This is a genomic window from Nocardioides faecalis (assembly GCF_018388425.1).
GTDB lineage: Bacteria > Actinomycetota > Actinomycetes > Propionibacteriales > Nocardioidaceae > Nocardioides > Nocardioides faecalis.
The window spans coordinates 1,306,500-1,322,239 of record NZ_CP074406.1 but is presented as its reverse complement, the minus strand read 5'-3'; the positions used below and the strand labels follow the sequence as shown (position 1 = coordinate 1,322,239).

The following is a 15,740-nucleotide window of genomic DNA, read 5'->3' as shown; positions in this document are numbered from 1 at the left end:
CCGCGGTGATCCGCGTCTTGCTTCCCGCCGCACCCGGCGACAGAGAGAACATTACGCACACGCCTCAGAACGCACAAATCGGGGTGGCGTGTCCCGGGCCACACCACCCCGACGCGTGCGTCGTACGTCTGAGATCAGCGCACCCGCACGCCCGCGAAGCGCTTCTTGCCGCGGCGCAGCACCAGCCACGACGAGGCGATGAGGTCGCCGGCAGCAGGCACGTGCTCGGGGTCCTCGACGCGGACGTTGTTGATGTAGGCGCCGCCCTCAGCGACCGTGCGCCGCGCCTCGCCCTTCGACTTGGCCAGCCCGGTGAGGGTCAGCAGCTCCACGACGTCAGGGATGCCCGCGCCCGCGTCGAGCTCCACGGTGCCCGCCTCTGCCAGCGCCGCCTCCAGCGTCGCCGCCGACAGGCCCGTGATGTCGCCGGTGCCGAACAGCGCCTGCGCGGCGGCCTTGGCGTTCTCCGTCTCGGCCTGCCCGTGCACGATCGTGGTGACCTCGTCGGCCAGCACCTTCTGCGCCTCGCGCAGGAAAGGCTTCTCCGCATGGCGCGCCTCGAGCGCCTCGATCTCCTCGCGGTCCAGGAAGGTGAAGACGCGCAGCAGCTCGCCGATCTTCTCGTCCTCGACGTTGAGCCAGAACTGGTGGAACGCGTACGGCGCCAGCAGCTCGGGGTCCAGCCAGAGGGCGCCCCCCTCGGTCTTGCCGTACTTGGTGCCGTCGCTCTTGGTGAGCAGGGGCGTGGCGAACGCGTGCGCCGTACCGCCGGCGGACCGGCGGATCAGCTCGACGCCGGCTGTCAGGTTCCCCCACTGGTCCGATCCGCCGAACTGCAGCGTGACACCGTGCTCGCGGAACAGGGTCAGGAAGTCATGGGACTGCAGCAGCACGTAGGAGAACTCGGTGAAGCTGATACCGGACTCCAGGCGCCGGCGCACCGTGTCCCGGGCGAGCATCCGGTTGACCGGGAAGTGCTTGCCGACCTCCCGCAGGAAGTCGATCGTGCTCAACGAGCCGGTCCAGTCGTAGTTGTTGACCATCCGCGCGGCGTTGTCGCCGTCGAAGGACAGGAACGGCTCGATCTGACCGCGCACCCGATCGGTCCACTCCTGGACGGTGTCCAGCGAGTTGAGCGTCCGCTCACCGGAGTCGCGCGGGTCACCGATCATCCCGGTGGCACCGCCGACCAGGGCATAGGGCTGATGCCCGGCGAGCTGCAGCCGCCGCGCGGTGAGGATCTGCACCAGGTGGCCCATGTGCAGGCTCGGAGCGGTCGGGTCGAAGCCGACGTAGTACCGCACGCTGCCCTCGGAGAGTGCGGCGCGCAGCGCATCGCGGTCGGTGGACTCGGCCAGCAGGCCGCGCCACTCGAGGTCGTCGAGGAGGGTGGGGTCGACGGACACGTCGGTCCTTTCCGTTTCGGGGGTTGCCAACGGATGTCGGCGAAAGGTTTGCTCAAGCGTGCCCCATTCTCCGCCTCCCGGCCCCCACCGGGTTCACCGCACCGGATTCACCACACCCTCTCTGGGTACCTGAGCAAGCCATGAGCATCACGACACACGTCGGGCAGCGCTACGCGCTCGAGCGGGAGCTCGGGAGCGGTGCCGGCGGCGCCGTCTGGCTGGCCCACGACGAGCTGCTCGACCGGGCCGTCGCCGTCAAGCGCCTCCCCCGCAGTCCCGGTGACACCGAGGTCTCGCTGCGGGCCGCACGGGAGGCCCGGCTCGCCGCCCGCGTCAGCCACCCCCACGTGGTGTCCGTCTTCGACCTCGTCGAGGACGACGACGAGCTCTGGTTGGTGATGGAGCACGTCGAGGGCCGCTCACTCTCCGAGCTCCTCCGGGCCGACGGTCCGCTGTCGCCCGACGAGGCGGCCGAGCTGCTCGCGCCGATCGCCGACGCCCTGGCCTCCGCCCACGACAACGGCGTGGTGCACCGCGACATCAAGCCCTCGAACATCCTGGTCACCTCCGAGGGGGTCGCCAAGCTCACCGACTTCGGCATCGCGCGCGGCGACGACGACGCCACCCTGACCCAGACCGGCATCGTGACCGGGTCACCGGCGTACCTGGCGCCCGAGGTCGCCTGCGGCGGCACCGCCGACAAGGCCAGCGACGTGTGGTCCTTCGGCGCCACCCTGGTGCACGCCCTCACCGGGCGACCGCCGTACCACCAGGAGGACGGGACGAACGGCGCCCTCGCCGTGGTCTACCGGGTGGTCCACGAGCCGCCGCCGCGGCCGAGCGAGGCCGGCTGGCTGGCTCCCCTGGTCGCGGCCACCCTGACTCCGGAGCCCGACGAGCGGCCCGACATGGCCACCGTGCGGGACCTGCTCGAACGACCGGACACGGAGACCGAGGCGACCGCCGCGCTCGACCTCACCGCGCTGGACCTCGCCCCTGTGCTGCCCGCCCCGCGGCCGTCCCAGCCGCCACAGTCCCAGGCGCCGCAGCTCCAGCTGCCGTCTCACCTGCCGCCGCCTCCCCTGGTCCCGCCGCCCCCGCCCGGCGCCGGGCCGGCCCGCCCGGGTGGACAGCGGCGCAGGCGTCGGTCGCGCCATGTGGGGGTGATCGCCGCCGTCGGCGCCACCGCCGTGCTCGCGGCGCTGGCGGTCGGAGTGGCCCTCACCCGTGACCACAGCGGGTCCCCGACGGCCGCCGTCACGGCCTCCGGGTCCCCCGACGCCGGCGCGAGCGACGCTGGGAAGGACGTCGGCGAGGACGCCGGCGCATCCGCCCCGAGCGCCGAGACCCTGGAGGCGTTCGCGGAGGACTACGTCCGCACCGCGCACCGCGACCCGGCGGCCGGGTTCGCGCTGCTCACCCCCGGCTACCAGGACGAGAGCCCGGCGTACACGGAGTTCTGGCGCTCGGTGCGCTCACCGAAGGTGCTGTCGGTCTCCGGCGACCCCGCCACGATGACGGTGACCTACACCTACTCCTACGCACTGCCCGGCGAGGGACGCCGGACCGAGCAGGTCACCCTCGACCTGGTCGAGTCCGGCGACCGGCTGCTGATCGCCGGGGCGTCGTCGGTGCCCGTGGAGCAATGAGCGATGACCGAGGCGCGGCGTCGGGCGGGAGCGGAGCCGCAGGGGCGTCCCCGGGTCTCCGGCCTGGTGCTCACCGCTGTCGGAGTCCTCTGCTTCGGCCTGCTCGGTGCCTACCTGATGTTCTTCGGCGGCCCGGGCTCCGACGACTCGACCGGGGACCGTTCCGTCGCCGAGGGTGGCGCTCCGGCTGCCGACGGCAAGGGCGCCGCTGAGGAGAAGCCGACCGCCACGGCGTCGGCGGAGCCGGTCGACGACAAGGCGCTGGAGAGGTTCGCGCGCGCCTACGTGCGCATCGCGAGCCGGAACCCGAAGCGGGGCCTGGCCCTGCTGACCGCCGACTACCGCGGGGCCAGCCCGCGGTACCTCGAGGTGTGGTCGAGGATCTCCGACCCGCGCATCCTCGAGGTCGAGGGCGACCCGGACACCCTCTCGGTGACCTACACCTACACCTACTCCTACTCCGGGCGGCCCCGCACCGAGGAGGTCACGCTGCGGCTGGTGAAGCGCGGCGACAGCTTCCTCATCGCTGGAGGGAAGGCGCGCCCGCATTGAGCGCCGCGGCGACCTTCTCCGCCGGTCCCGCGACGAACAGGTACTCGACGTTGCGCAGCCGCCCCACCTGGCCGACCCGCACGCCGTCGCGGTTGTGGATGCCGATCTTCGCGCCGACGTACCGCTTGGAGTCGAAGCCGAGGATCGCCACCTCCTCGTGGCCGGCCTGCCGCAGCGCCGCCGTCATCTCGTCCGCGCTCATCCAGGACTCGTCGTTGTAGGAGACGATCACGACCTCCGCCGAGATCCGGCCGAGGACGTCGGCGAGCGCCGCCGGCATGGTGCGGCGGCTGTTGAAGGCGCTGCGCTGCTCACGGGTGTCGACCCGCTTGCAGGCGACGCCGTAGTGCTCGGGAGCGTCCCAGCGGACCAGGGTCTCCCAGATGTGGTAGTTCGCGAAGTAGCGGTGCTGGTTGTACGGCGGGTCGACGTAGGCGAGGTCGACCGGCCCCACGCTGTCGACGGTGTCGAGCACGTCGCCGGCCACGGTGCGTCCGGCGCCGCTGAGCAGCACGGGACGGCGCAGCTCGAGATCGGCGTGGGACCGCGGCGACCACTGCTTGAGGTAGGCCATCTGGATGCCGGTGGTCGAGTCGACCCGGTCGGCGGCAAGCATCAGGCTGGTCAGCAGGATCGGTCGCAGCGGGCTGCCGGGCGGGTGGTCGCGCTCGATGGCGGCCCGCACGGCGTCGATCCGCAGCCCGTTCTTGGGCTGGAAGAAGCGCGCCTGCTCGCAGAAGGTCTCGGTGACGTAGCCGCGCTCGCCCGGCAGCGCGGCCAGCCGCTCCAGCTCGGCGTCCAGCGCAGCGAGGTCCACGCGGTCGGCATCGGTGGCGACGTAGCAGTCGCTGAGCACCTCCGAGTACGACGCCACGTCCGCCGCGGTGACGTGCAGGCCGCGCCGCTTGAGCTCCTGGGCCACCCGGGTGGTGCCGGTGAACAGGTCCACGGCGGTGCGGGCCCCGACGGCGACCGCCATCTCCCCCAGCATCGGCACCAGCGTGCGCTTGGAGCCGAGGTACTTGATCACGCGTGCAGCGTAGGGCGCCCCGGCCGTGCGCGGGCGCAGGTCCGTGCGGCGTGCCATGCTCGAACGATGAGCCCTGACCCGAGCCCGCTCGCCCCGCTCGACGAGGACTGGGAACGCGCGCTGTGCCTCGTGGCGCACCCCGACGACATGGAGTTCGGCGCGGCCGCCGCGGTGGCACGGTGGACCGGCCAGGGCAAGTCGGTCGTCTACTGCATGGTGACCAGCGGCGAGGCCGGCATCGACGGCCTCGACCCCGAGACCTGCCGGGAGGTCCGTGAGGCCGAGCAGGTGGAGTCCGCGCGGATCGTCGGGGTCGACGTCGTGGACTTCCTGCGCGAGCCGGACGGCATCCTCGAGTACGGCGTCGCGCTGCGTCGCCGGCTCGCGGCCGTCGTCCGCGCCCACCGGCCCGAGATCGTGATCACCGGCAACTTCCGCGACACCTGGGGCGGTCGCAACCTCAACCAGGCCGACCACATCGCCGTCGGGCGCGCCGTGCTGGACGCGGTCCGCGACGCCGGCAACCGGTGGGTGTTCCCCGAGCAGGTCGCCGAGGGCGCCGAGCCCTGGGGCGGGGTGCGGGCGGTGTGGGCGTTCGGCTCGCCGCAGGCCACCCACGCCGTCGACACCACCGACTCCTTCGACGCCGGCGTGGCCTCGCTGGAGGCCCACGCGGCCTACATCGAGGGTCTCGGCTGGGAGAACTGGGACCCGCGCGAGTTCCTGGAGGGGATGGCCCACAGCGCCGGGTCTCGCCTCGGCACCCGGTTCGCGGCGCCGTTCGAGGTGTTGCCCATGGGCTGGGGCGACTGAGCGCTGCTCTAGGGTGAGCCCGCACCTAGGGGCGGTAGCTCAGTCGGTCAGAGCAGAGGACTCATAATCCTTGGGTCGTGGGTTCGAGCCCCACCCGCCCTACGCACTCCCCCTCGCGGTCAGTCCGCCAGGCCCAGGGAGACCAGCAGGACGCACGCGCCGGCCATCAGGAAGATCACGCCGTGCAGGTAGATCGCCGGGCGCGGGATCTGGCTCTCGGCGACCCGGGCGTCCGCCGGGTCCTCGGACACGACGCCTTCGAGGATCGGCGGCTCCGCCAGCGTCTTCACCGCCATCGTCATGCCGCCGGCGGCGGTCAGCGCCAGCACCCCCAGCGTCGCCCAGGCGAAGGCGATGTCATGACCGGCCTGGTAGATCATCCACAGCGCCAGGGCGGCGAGCGCCGCCAGCAGGTGCAGCGCGGAGACCGGGTCCGAGATCCGGGTGGCCCGCGCGGTGGCGCGCGGCTGGCCCGCGCTCAGCAGGTAGGAGAAGAGGTAGCCCCCCAGCAGCACCTGCACGGCCAGCAGCCCGATGGCGAGTTTGGAGACCATGAGGAAGCGGTACCCGCACGACGCGGGCGCACCCGGCACGGCGGCGCGACTGCGATGATGCGGCCCATGGACACCGCGCGCTCCATCGCCCTCTTCCTCGCCGCCGCGCTCGCCGAGATCGGCGGCGCGTGGCTGGTGTGGCAGGGCGTGCGCGAGCACCGGGGTTGGTTGTGGATCGGGGCCGGTGTGATCGCGCTCGGGATCTACGGCTTCGTCGCGACGCTGCAGCCCGATGCGAACTTCGGTCGGATCCTGGCGGCGTACGGCGGGGTCTTCGTCGCCGGCTCGCTGCTGTGGGGCATGGCGCTGGACGGCTTCCGCCCCGACCGGTACGACGTCGCGGGCACCCTGTGCTGCCTGGTGGGCGTGGCGGTGATCATGTACGCGCCGCGGACCGGCTGAACCACGACACCCGCCCGGTCGCAGGCCGGTTACGGCCGCTCACGGGGAGGGCGGAGGTCCTCCCGGCTCCCCCGGTCCTCCGGTCCCACCGGTGCCTCCGGTGCCTCCGGTTCCGGTGGTGCCTCCGGGTGTCCGAGGCGGACCTGGATCCGGGTGTCGCCCGGGACGCTGGACAGCTCCACCGTGCCGCCATGGGCCGCGACGATGGCTTGCACCAGGGCGAGGCCGAGGCCGACGCCGTCGCCGCGCTGGCGTCCCGCGTCGCCGCGGGTGAACCGTTCGAAGGCGGTCTCGCGCAGGTCGGGTGGGAAGCCGGGGCCGTCGTCGTGCACGTCGAACCCGTCCGGGCGGACGGTGACGGTGACGGTGGTGCCGGCCGGGGTGTACTTGCGGGCGTTCCCCAGCAGGTTGGTCGCCACCTGGCGCAGCCGCTGCGGGTCGCCGACGACCTCGACCGGTTCGCCGTCCGCTGGCAGCTCGATCTGCCAGCGGTGGTCGGGGGCCACCACCCGGGCGTCGTCGACGACCTCCAGCAGCAGCCGGGACAGGTCGACCGGCTCGGCGGCGAGCGGGCGTCCGGAGTCGAGTCGGGCGAGCAGCAGCATGTCCTCCACCAGCGCGGTCATCCGCCCCGCCTCCTCCTCCACCTTGGCCAGGGCCAGGCCGACCGTCTGCGGGTCGCCGCGGTGCCGGGCCAGCTCGGTGTAGCCCACGATGGTGGTCAGCGGGGTGCGCAGCTCATGCGAGGCGTCGGCGACGAACCGACGGACCTGCTGCTCGCTGCGGTGCCTGGCCGAGAGCGAGGACTCGACGTGGGCGAGGAGCTGGTTGAGCGCGGCGCCGACCTGTCCGGCCTCCGTGCGGGGATCCGTCAGGCGCTCGGGGACCCGCTCGGCGATCGCGATCTCCCCCGATCCCAGCGGCAGCGCCGCCGCGGCGCGCGCGGTGGCGGCGACCTCCGTCAGCGGCCGCAGCTGGCGGCGCACCACGATCGTGCCGGCCACCGAGGCGGCAAGGACGCCGAGCAGGGTGAGCACCGCCTCCCACCGCACCAGCGAGGCCGTCGTGTCGTCGACGTCGCGGGTCGGCAGACCCACCACCACCGTCTGGCCGAAGCGGTCCTCACCGGCCAGGACTCGGTAGCGGCCGACGTCGGTCACCTCCAGGGTGTGGGCCTCGGTGGTGTCGGCCACCTCGGCCACCTCCTCGGAGGCCGCCGACTCCAGGCTGCGCAGCTCGCCGTCACCGTCGACGACGACGCCGGGGGTGCCGTCCTCGTCGGGGAAGACGATGAGCATCCCCACCTGGACCCCGAAGCCGCGGCGGTCCTCGGAGTCCCGGCCGGATTCAGGCGGGCCCAGCGGCGGGGTGCGCGGCCCCGTCATCCGCGACAGCGCAGCCGTGACGTCGCCGTCGAGGCGGTCGGTCAGCCACGCCCGCATGGCCAGCGTGGTCACCGTGCCGATCAGCAGCGAGACGACGGCGACCAGCGCGACCGCGGTCACCACCAGCCGCGAGGCCAGGGAGTGGGGCCAGCCGGGCCCGGGGGGACCGGCGGTGCGGCGCATCAGGTCGCCGGCTTCAGCACGTAGCCCACTCCGCGCATCGTGTGGATCATCGGCGCCCGCCCAGCGTCGATCTTCTTGCGCAGGTAGGAGATGTAGAGCTCGACCACGTTGGCCTGGCCGCCGAAGTCGTAGTTCCAGACCCGGTCGAGGATCTGCGCCTTGCTGAGCACCCGGCGCGGGTTGCGCATCAGGTAGCGCAACAGCTCGAACTCGGTCGCGGTCAGGGAGATGTCCTCACCGCCACGCGTCACCTCGCGGCTGTCCTCGTCGAGCACCAGGTCGCCGACCACGAGCACCGAGCGGCCCTGCTCGATCGCGGTGCCGGCGCGTCGTACCAGCGCGCGGAGCCGGGCGACCAGCTCCTCCAGCGAGAACGGCTTGGTCACGTAGTCGTCGCCGCCGGCGGTCAGCCCGGCGACCCGGTCCTCCACCGCGTCCCGCGCGGTGAGGAAGAGCACCGGCACATGGGGCGCCCCGGCACGGATCCGGCGCAGCACCTCCATGCCGTCCATGTCCGGCAGCATGATGTCGAGCACGACGACGTCCGGCGCGTGCTCGCGTGCGGAGGCGACCGCCTCCGCGCCGCTGCCCGCGGTGTCGACGACCCACCCCTCGTAACGCAGCGCCATGGCCACGAGCTCTGCGATGTTCACCTCGTCGTCCACGACGAGGGCACGCAGCGGGGTGCCGTCCGGACGGGTCTCGCTCATGCGTCCATGCTCACCCACGATCCTGTGTCGTTGCTATGCGATCTCTGTGGGAATCCGCTCATGCTCCGGTCACGGCACGAGCACAGCAAGGGCACAGAGACGCCGTCCACCGTGGAGCCATGACCGAGCAGAAGAACACCAACCCGAACAAGCCCGACGACAACCACGACCAGGCCCCCGAGAGCCAGGCCCCCGAGAGCCAGGCGCCGGGGTTCGCGTATCCCACGACCCCGCCCCCGGCGTACCCCGCTTCGGCGGTCCCGGCGCCCCGCGCCAAGGCGAAGGACCGTGTCTTCCGGTGGCGCGCGGTGACCGCGGTCGGCGTCGCCGGCCTGCTCCTCGGCGCCGGCGCCGGCACGGGGATCACCCTGGCCGCCGCCGACGGCGACTCGGCGCCCCGGCACGAGCAGGTCGGTCCCGCCGACGGGGACTTCCCCGGCTTCCCGGGCGGCCCGGGCTTCCGCGGCGGCCCCGGCGGTCCCGGCGGTCACGGCGGCGGTCAGGGCGGCTGGCACGGCGACCGCGACCAGGACGGCGACCAGCGCGGACCCGGCACCGCTCCCGACGGCGGCCAGCAGGACCAGCAGCAGGACCAGCAGCAGGGCCAGCAGCAGGGCCAGCAGCAGGACCAGCAGCAGGACCAGCAGCAGGACCAGCAGCAGGACCAGGGCCAGGCCCCTGGGACCGGGGGTGCGACGACCGGCTGAGCCACCGCGAATACGGGGCGCCACCTCGAAGGCGCCCTGACCCAGACGCCGCGACCGTGGGCGCCACCGCCCACGGTTGCGGCACTGCTGCTCGGGGCACCGAGCACGCATGAGCGGCGACCCCCTCGAGCGCTACCGCCGGATGCGCGACTTCGCGCGGACGCCCGAGCCCGAGGGCGAGGGCGCCCGGCCGGGCGCGGGGCGCCGCTTCGTGGTGCAGCGGCACCGGGCGAGCCGCCTGCACTACGACCTGCGCTTCGAGATCGACGGCGTGCTGGTGAGCTGGGCGGTGCCCAAGGGCCCCACGCTGGACCCGGACGTGCGCCGGCTCGCCGTGCACGTCGAGGACCACCCCGTGGAGTACCTGCACTTCGAGGGCATCATCCCCAGCGGCGAGTACGGCGGCGGTGACGTGGTCGTGTGGGACGCCGGCACCTGGGAGCCGGTGCACACCGACGACCCGGCGGCCGCCGTGGCCGCGGGCGAGCTGCACGCCGAGATGCACGGACGCAAGCTGCGCGGCCGGCTGGTGCTGGTGCGCACCGGCACGGACGGTGAGCGGGAGTCCTGGATGCTGCGGCACAAGCACGACGAGCACGCCGTACCGGGCTGGGAACCCGAGGCGCACCCGCGCTCGGTGCTGAGCGGACGCACCAACGCCGAGGTGGCCGAGGACCCCGACCGGGCCTGGCGCTCGGACGCCCCGGCCGCCGAGGCCGAGGTCTCGCTGCTGCCCGAGCCGCTGCCGGGCGAAGCCATCGACGCGCTCGCCGACCTCGGCGGATCCGGCACCTGGGCGGTCTTCGGCCGCCGGCTGAAGGTGACCAACCTGGACAAGGTGCTGTTCCCCGGCGCCGACGGAGAGCCACCGATCACCAAGCGCGAGCTGCTCGCCTACACGGCGCGGGTGGCACCTGTGGTGGTGCCCTACCTCGAGGGCCGCGCCGTGAACCTGCACCGCTACCCCGACGGCGTCGAGGGCAAGGGCTTCTGGCACAAGGCACGGCCCGACCACGCCCCGGACTGGGTCGGCGCGTGGGACAACCCCGACGCGGGCGCCGGCGAGACCACGACGTACGTCGTCGTCGACGAGCCGGCCACCCTGGTGTGGGCCGCCAACTTCGGCGGCCTGGAGTGGCACCCGTGGACCTCCCGGACGACGGCACCCGAGGAGCCGACGTACGCCCTCATCGACCTCGACCCCGGCGAGCGCACCAGCTGGGAGGAGCTGCTCACCCTCGCCCGGTTGCACCGCACCGCGCTGGAGCACCTCGGCGTCACGGCCCGGGCGAAGGTGACCGGCAGCCGCGGCATCCAGATCTGGGTGCCGGTGGTGGGTGGCTACACCTTCGACGACACCCGGGCCTGGGTGGAGCGCCTGTCGCGGACCGTCGGCAAGGTGGTGCCGGAGCTGGTGAGCTGGAAGTGGGAGGTCAAGCAGCGCGAGGGCCTGGCCCGGCTGGACTTCACCCAGAACGCGGTGAACAAGACGCTGGTGGCGCCCTACTCGCCCCGGCCCCGGCCCGGCGCGCCGGTGTCGGTGCCGATCTCGTGGAGCGAGCTCGACGACCCGGACCTGCGGCCCGACCGCTGGACAATCCGCACGGTGCTCGACCGGCTCGCCCGGCGGGGCGACCCGTTCCGGGCGCTGCTGGGCGCGGCGCAGGAGCTGCCCGAGATCACCTGAGGCGGGAACGACGAAGGCCCCCGACCGGACCGGTCGGAGGCCTTCTCCTGCTCCCCCGATTGGACTCGAACCAATAACCCTGCGATTAACAGTCGCATGCTCTGCCAGTTGAGCTACGGGGGATCACACGCGCCGACGCACCGGGGTGCGCGGCAGCGGGGAAACCCTAGCAAGCCGGCGCGGGGCCAGAAAATCGAGGCCGCCCTCCCGGTGCCGGCACCCGATCAGACGCCGACGTCCGCGCGGGCTGTGGCGAGAGCGCGGTCCACGACCTCGGCGACCGCCGGGTCGGCGGGGTCGAGGCCGTCGTCGTACTCCACGAACCAGGACAGCTCGGCCGCAGCGCCCAACGGACGGCGGGCGAGCACCCGCACCGACCGGTCGGCGACCGGCACGTGGCGCTGCAGGACGATGCTGGCGGTGACCCGCTCCCGGACGAGCTGCAGCAGCCGGCCGGCCTCGGCGAGCCGGCGCAGGTGCACGGGCGCCGGGACGCCGAAGTCGGCGACCTCGACCACCCGCAGGGTCGAGGTCTCCGCATCCCACTCCGCGGCGGCCACCTGCTCCCAGCCCAGCCGCTGCGGCAGGTAGAGGGCCTCCCGGCTCGCGCCCACAACGTCACCGCCCAGCTCCGCTTCGCTCGCCCAGGCGAGCAGGCGCTCGCCCGGTGCCAGCGGCAGCACCGGACGCGGACGACGCCGCGACGGTCGCCTCACGCGCTGGCGCTCACGATCTTCTCGCGCAGCATCCGCCGGTGCTGCTCGAGCGCGGCGAGCTCGCCGAACATCCGGTTGTACTCCGCGGCCTGGTCGACGGGGTTCGTGCGCTGCAGCCGCGACTTCACCTCGTCGATGCGCCGCAGCGCCGTCAGCTCCTGCAACCGGTGGATGTGGTGGGCCACGTAGCCGGCGTCGACGTCGCGGGTGAGCGGGATCGGCTCGACGGCCAGGGCGCTCAGCGCCGAGGAGACAGCCGGGTCGGTGGCCGCGTCACGCAACCGCGCGATCCAGCCGGGGTCGTTCTGGCCCGCGACCGTGCCACCTGCGGCGGCCACCAGTTCCCACACCGCGCGGTAGGTCGGGTGCGTGAAGTCACCCGCGTCGATCTCCGCGGTCGTGCGGCCGATCGCGATCGGGTGCTGCAGCACGAGCTTCAGCGTCTCCCGCTCGATCCCGAACCGCGGGTCGCGCAGGTCCGGCACCGCGGCGCGCGACGGGGCCTGCGGGGTGGACGCAGACGGCGCGTCGCCACGCTCTCGGCTGGCGAAGCCACGGTCGCGGGCCCCGCCGGACTCGTTGCCGCGGGCCGCCTCGCGGCGGACCATCGCCAGCACCTGGTTGGTGTCGATGTCGGCGCCGACCATCTTGGAGATCTCCTGCGCGAACGCCGTCACCTTCGACTGGTCGCGGATCGCGGCGACGAGCCTGGCCGCGGCGCGCACGGCGTCGATACGGCCGTCGGCGCGGTCCAGGTCGTAGCGGCCGATCACGTTCTCCAGCACGAAGCGGTACAGCGGGCGGCGGGTGGCGATCAGCTCGCGGACGGCGGCGTCGCCCTCCTTGATCCGCAGCTCGCAGGGGTCCATGCCCTCGGGAGCCACCGCGACGTACGTCTGCGCCACGAAGCGCTGGTCACCCTGGAAGGTCTTCAGCGCGGCCTTCTGCCCCGCCTCGTCGCCGTCGAAGGTGAACACCACCTCGCTGCGGAACTGCTCGTGGTCGTCGAGGAACCGGCGCAGCACGCGGGCGTGGTCGTCGCCGAACGCCGTGCCGCAGGTGGCCACCGCCGTCGTCACCCCGGCCAGGTGGCAGGCCATCACGTCGGTGTAGCCCTCCACGATGACAGCCTTGGAGCTGCGGGCGATCTCGCGGCGCGCCAGGTCGATCCCGTAGAGCACGTGGCTCTTCTTGTAGAGCGGGGTCTCGGGAGTGTTGAGGTACTTCGCCTCGATCCGGTCGTCGTCGAAGAGCCGGCGCGCACCGAAACCCAGGGTGTCGCCGGTGGCGTCACGGATCGGCCACAGCAGCCGGCCCCGGAACCGGTCGTAGGCCGAGCGTCCGATCGCGACCAGGCCCGCCGCGACCATCTCATCGGAGGTGAACTTCAGCCCGCGGAGGTGACGCAGCAGCGCCTCCCCGTCCCGGGGCGCGAAGCCGACCCCGAACGTCGTGGCCGCCTGCTGGTCGAAGCCACGCTGGTCGAGGAACTGCCGGGCGGCCAATGCGTCGGGCGTGCGGAGCTGGGCGGAGTAGAACTCCGCCGCGGCCGCGTTCGCCTCGATCAGCCGGCGCCGCTGCGGGCCCTTCGGACGGTCGTCGTTGCCGGACTCGTCGCGACGCAGCTGCACGCCGTACTTGTCCGCCATCCGTTCGACGGCCTCCCCGAAGCTGAGCCCGTCGATCTTCATCAGGAAGGTGAAGACGTCGCCGCCCTCCCCACAGCCGAAGCAGTGGAAGAACCCGCGGCTGGGCGTGACATGGAAGGAGGGCGACTTCTCGTCGTGGAAGGGACACAGCCCCTTCTGCGACCCGCCGCCGGCGTTGCGCAGGGTGACGTAGCTGGAGACGACCTCGTCGATGCGGACCCGTTCTCGGACGGCCGCGATGTCCTCGTCACGAATCAACCCGGCCATGCCCCGATCCTACTGAGCGCGGCGCCTGCGCGGGGCGCCGTCCCCATCCCGCTCCTCTCCCGCCCGCCCGATCGGACCCGCGCGTTCCCGGGGGACGACGCGCCCCGGCAGGTGTTGGGGATTGAAGCGTGACCAAACTCCCACCACTCTCGTTAGGGGTCCGGGAGCAAGGTCCGATTCAGGGGACGAGACATGACGATTCGGGGAGGGACCCGGGATGGAGCAGTCGTCGGCACGCTCGCGCGCCTCGTGGCCGATACCAGTCGTGGCGGCGTTGTTCGCGCTGTCGGCACTGGTGCTGGTGGTGACGGACGACAAGGGTCAGGCGGGGCCGGAGCCGCGGCCCGCCTCGGCGGAGACGACGGTCGACCTGGCGTCGCTGCCGGAGAGCACGACGCACACCAGGATCAAGGGTGCCCCGAAGGACCCGCGTCCGGGCAAGCTGCCCAAGGGCACCGTGGTGCACCCGAAGAAGGTCCTGCCCCTGTACGACGCCCCGGACGGCAAGCCGTTCGCCAAGATCGGTCCCCGGCAGTTCGGCGACACCTGGTTGCCGGTGATCACCCGCAACCGCGACTGGGTGCAGGTGCTGCTGCCGTCGAAGCCCAACGGCTCGACGGGGTGGCTGCGCTCCTCGCAGCTGGCGCAGGCGCACAGCCGGTTCCTGGTCCGCGTCGACCTCGGCGAGCGCTCCCTGGAGCTGCTGGAGGACAACCGGCCGCTCGGCCGATGGTCGGTCGCGATCGGTGCCTCCAAGACGCCCACCCCGACCGGTCGCACGTTCGTCCTGGGGCAGCTCGTGGACGACAAGCAGCCGTTCTCGCCGGTGATCCTGCCGCTGGGCACGCACAGCGCGACGCTCGACAGCTACGGCGGCGGCCCCGGAACGGTGGCCCTGCACGGCTGGACCGATCCGTCCGTCTTCGGCAAGGCGGTCAGCCACGGCTGTGTCCGCGTGCCCGACGACGCGCTGGAGGCACTGCGCCAAGTGCCGATCGGCACACCGGTCCTCGTCAAGGCCTAGACCACCCCAAGAACACCACTCGAACCGTCGACAAGTGATGATGATGAAGGGATCCACCCCCATGAAGAAGACACGGACCCTGGCCTCCGCGGCCGGAGCCCTCGCCCTGGTGACCGGCGTCGCTTCGCTGGCTCTGATCGGCGGTGGCGGCGCCGCCAGCGCAGCTGGCCAGCCGTCCTCCGCGTTCGGCATCCAGCTGACCGCGGCGGGCACCAACGCCATCGACGCCACCCCGCTGGTGACCTCGAACGACGGCGCGCCGATCACCGACTCCCTCGTCACGCTGCCCCCGAACCCGCTGCTGACCGGCGGCGTGATCAGCGTCGAGGCCAAGAACGGCTCCGCTCGCGCCAGCGTGGCCGACCTGAAGGTCGCCGGCGGCCTGCTCGAGCAGGCGCCGCAGCTGCAGCAGCTGTTCACGCAGCTGCAGCCGGTCTGCGACGGCCTGGACCTGATCCCGCTCGGCCAGGTCCTCGACCAGCTGCGCGACCCGGTCACCGGCACCTTGCTGCCTGCGGCGCTCGAGCAGCTCGTCGCGGGCGCCGGTCAGGCCGGTCTCGACCTGAGCCTGGTCACCGCGCTCGACCTGTCCGAGATCCTGCCGGAGACCCTCGGCGACCTGTGCGACGTCGTCGCCGGCGGTGCCCTGGTGGGCGCGACCGCCGTCGCGGCGGAGTGCACCGGCACCACCGGGACGACCACGATCACCGACCTCGGCATCCTCGGCGTCGACTCCCTGCTCGACACCAACAAGCCGAACTCCAAGGTCGAGGTGCCCGGGCTGCTCGAGGTGACCGTCAACCGGCAGACCACCAACGCCGACGGCACGTTCACGGTCGACGCGCTCTACGTGAACCTCTTCGGCCAGCTCGAGCTGACGGTGGGCTCGGCCACCTGCGGTGAGGTCACCAACCGCGTGGACAACCCGGAGACGCCGGACACCCCGGACGCTCCGGTCCCGACGCCGGTGGAGACGAACGTCCCGGTCACCGGCTGATCGCAGCAC

15 protein-coding genes and 2 tRNA genes are annotated in these 15,740 nt (G+C 72.8%); 9 read left to right on the top strand and 8 right to left on the bottom strand.

The features are described 5' to 3' along the window. Window positions 1-134: 134 nt before the first annotated feature. Window positions 135-1,406 carry a tyrosine--tRNA ligase gene (gene tyrS / locus KG111_RS06130; RefSeq protein ID WP_205291583.1) on the bottom strand — a complete coding sequence of 424 codons (1,272 nt, stop codon included), beginning with the start codon at window positions 1,404-1,406 and terminating at the stop codon, window positions 135-137. Between the two features lie 140 nt (window positions 1,407-1,546). Between tyrS and KG111_RS06125 the strand changes: the two genes are divergently transcribed. Next, window positions 1,547-3,055, top strand: a complete 1,509-nt coding sequence (locus KG111_RS06125; RefSeq protein WP_205291584.1) for a serine/threonine-protein kinase — start codon at window positions 1,547-1,549, stop codon at window positions 3,053-3,055. Window positions 3,056-3,058: 3 nt separating this feature from the next. Beyond that, window positions 3,059-3,607: a hypothetical protein gene (locus tag KG111_RS06120; RefSeq protein ID WP_205291585.1), complete on the top strand. Its 549-nt coding sequence runs from the start codon at window positions 3,059-3,061 to the stop codon at window positions 3,605-3,607. Here the strand turns inward: KG111_RS06120 and KG111_RS06115 are convergent. Continuing rightward, window positions 3,576-4,694, bottom strand: a complete 1,119-nt coding sequence (locus tag KG111_RS06115; protein WP_205291586.1) for a DNA adenine methylase — start codon at window positions 4,692-4,694, stop codon at window positions 3,576-3,578. The genes KG111_RS06120 and KG111_RS06115 overlap by 32 nt on opposite strands. 9 nt (window positions 4,695-4,703) lie before the next feature. Between KG111_RS06115 and KG111_RS06110 the strand changes: the two genes are divergently transcribed. Continuing rightward, window positions 4,704-5,450 (top strand): PIG-L deacetylase family protein, encoded by a 747-nt coding sequence (locus tag KG111_RS06110; RefSeq protein ID WP_205291587.1) that lies wholly within the window; start codon window positions 4,704-4,706, stop codon window positions 5,448-5,450. Between the two features lie 28 nt (window positions 5,451-5,478). Further along, window positions 5,479-5,552: transfer RNA gene (locus tag KG111_RS06105), tRNA-Ile, on the top strand. Between the two features lie 17 nt (window positions 5,553-5,569). On the opposite strand, the gene KG111_RS06100 is transcribed toward KG111_RS06105, so the two are convergent. Continuing rightward, on the bottom strand, window positions 5,570-6,004 hold the full coding sequence (locus KG111_RS06100) for a hypothetical protein (RefSeq protein WP_205291588.1): 435 nt from the start codon (window positions 6,002-6,004) through the stop codon (window positions 5,570-5,572). A 66-nt stretch (window positions 6,005-6,070) separates the two neighbouring features. Here KG111_RS06100 and KG111_RS06095 point away from each other — a divergent pair, with 66 nt between their 5' ends. Continuing rightward, the gene (locus tag KG111_RS06095; RefSeq protein WP_205291589.1) at window positions 6,071-6,406 is read left to right on the top strand and encodes a YnfA family protein; all 336 of its coding nucleotides are present in this window, start codon (window positions 6,071-6,073) and stop codon (window positions 6,404-6,406) included. Window positions 6,407-6,435: 29 nt separating this feature from the next. On the opposite strand, the gene KG111_RS06090 is transcribed toward KG111_RS06095, so the two are convergent. Further along, the gene (locus KG111_RS06090; protein WP_205291590.1) at window positions 6,436-7,974 is read right to left on the bottom strand and encodes a sensor histidine kinase; all 1,539 of its coding nucleotides are present in this window, start codon (window positions 7,972-7,974) and stop codon (window positions 6,436-6,438) included. Next, on the bottom strand, window positions 7,974-8,684 hold the full coding sequence (locus KG111_RS06085) for a response regulator transcription factor (protein WP_205291591.1): 711 nt from the start codon (window positions 8,682-8,684) through the stop codon (window positions 7,974-7,976). Before KG111_RS06085 ends, KG111_RS06090 begins: the two co-directional genes overlap by 1 nt. Window positions 8,685-8,803: 119 nt before the next feature. Between KG111_RS06085 and KG111_RS06080 the strand changes: the two genes are divergently transcribed. Continuing rightward, window positions 8,804-9,391: a hypothetical protein gene (locus KG111_RS06080; protein ID WP_205291592.1), complete on the top strand. Its 588-nt coding sequence runs from the start codon at window positions 8,804-8,806 to the stop codon at window positions 9,389-9,391. Window positions 9,392-9,500: 109 nt separating this feature from the next. Then, window positions 9,501-11,078: a non-homologous end-joining DNA ligase LigD gene (locus KG111_RS06075; RefSeq protein ID WP_205291593.1), complete on the top strand. Its 1,578-nt coding sequence runs from the start codon at window positions 9,501-9,503 to the stop codon at window positions 11,076-11,078. 50 nt (window positions 11,079-11,128) lie between these two features. Here the strand turns inward: KG111_RS06075 and KG111_RS06070 are convergent. From KG111_RS06070 to dnaG, 3 genes are all read right to left on the bottom strand, one after another. Beyond that, window positions 11,129-11,201: transfer RNA gene (locus tag KG111_RS06070), tRNA-Asn, on the bottom strand. A gap of 101 nt (window positions 11,202-11,302) precedes the next feature. Next, window positions 11,303-11,794 (bottom strand): hypothetical protein, encoded by a 492-nt coding sequence (locus KG111_RS06065; RefSeq protein ID WP_205291594.1) that lies wholly within the window; start codon window positions 11,792-11,794, stop codon window positions 11,303-11,305. Further along, on the bottom strand, window positions 11,791-13,710 hold the full coding sequence (gene dnaG / locus KG111_RS06060) for a DNA primase (protein WP_205291595.1): 1,920 nt from the start codon (window positions 13,708-13,710) through the stop codon (window positions 11,791-11,793). The genes KG111_RS06065 and dnaG overlap by 4 nt, the downstream gene beginning before the upstream one ends. A 217-nt stretch (window positions 13,711-13,927) precedes the next feature. Between dnaG and KG111_RS06055 the strand changes: the two genes are divergently transcribed. Both KG111_RS06055 and KG111_RS06050 read left to right on the top strand, forming a co-directional pair. Beyond that, window positions 13,928-14,734: a L,D-transpeptidase gene (locus KG111_RS06055; protein WP_205291596.1), complete on the top strand. Its 807-nt coding sequence runs from the start codon at window positions 13,928-13,930 to the stop codon at window positions 14,732-14,734. 61 nt (window positions 14,735-14,795) lie between these two features. Further along, window positions 14,796-15,731 (top strand): choice-of-anchor P family protein, encoded by a 936-nt coding sequence (locus KG111_RS06050; protein ID WP_205291597.1) that lies wholly within the window; start codon window positions 14,796-14,798, stop codon window positions 15,729-15,731. Window positions 15,732-15,740: the final 9 nt, after the last annotated feature.

What these genes read in the sequence shown, in the direction of transcription:
- KG111_RS06125 (WP_205291584.1), top strand. Translation starts at nt 1,547, where the DNA reads ATGAGCATCACGACACACGTCGGGCAGCGCTACGCGCTCGAGCGGGAG.
- KG111_RS06120 (WP_205291585.1), top strand. Translation starts at nt 3,059, where the DNA reads ATGACCGAGGCGCGGCGTCGGGCGGGAGCGGAGCCGCAGGGGCGTCCC.
- KG111_RS06115 (WP_205291586.1), bottom strand. Translation starts at nt 4,694, where the DNA reads ATGGCACGCCGCACGGACCTGCGCCCGCGCACGGCCGGGGCGCCCTAC.
- KG111_RS06110 (WP_205291587.1), top strand. Translation starts at nt 4,704, where the DNA reads ATGAGCCCTGACCCGAGCCCGCTCGCCCCGCTCGACGAGGACTGGGAA.
- KG111_RS06100 (WP_205291588.1), bottom strand. Translation starts at nt 6,004, where the DNA reads ATGGTCTCCAAACTCGCCATCGGGCTGCTGGCCGTGCAGGTGCTGCTG.
- KG111_RS06095 (WP_205291589.1), top strand. Translation starts at nt 6,071, where the DNA reads ATGGACACCGCGCGCTCCATCGCCCTCTTCCTCGCCGCCGCGCTCGCC.
- KG111_RS06090 (WP_205291590.1), bottom strand. Translation starts at nt 7,974, where the DNA reads ATGCGCCGCACCGCCGGTCCCCCCGGGCCCGGCTGGCCCCACTCCCTG.
- KG111_RS06085 (WP_205291591.1), bottom strand. Translation starts at nt 8,684, where the DNA reads ATGAGCGAGACCCGTCCGGACGGCACCCCGCTGCGTGCCCTCGTCGTG.
- KG111_RS06080 (WP_205291592.1), top strand. Translation starts at nt 8,804, where the DNA reads ATGACCGAGCAGAAGAACACCAACCCGAACAAGCCCGACGACAACCAC.
- KG111_RS06075 (WP_205291593.1), top strand. Translation starts at nt 9,501, where the DNA reads ATGAGCGGCGACCCCCTCGAGCGCTACCGCCGGATGCGCGACTTCGCG.
- dnaG (WP_205291595.1), bottom strand. Translation starts at nt 13,710, where the DNA reads ATGGCCGGGTTGATTCGTGACGAGGACATCGCGGCCGTCCGAGAACGG.
- KG111_RS06055 (WP_205291596.1), top strand. Translation starts at nt 13,928, where the DNA reads ATGGAGCAGTCGTCGGCACGCTCGCGCGCCTCGTGGCCGATACCAGTC.
- KG111_RS06050 (WP_205291597.1), top strand. Translation starts at nt 14,796, where the DNA reads ATGAAGAAGACACGGACCCTGGCCTCCGCGGCCGGAGCCCTCGCCCTG.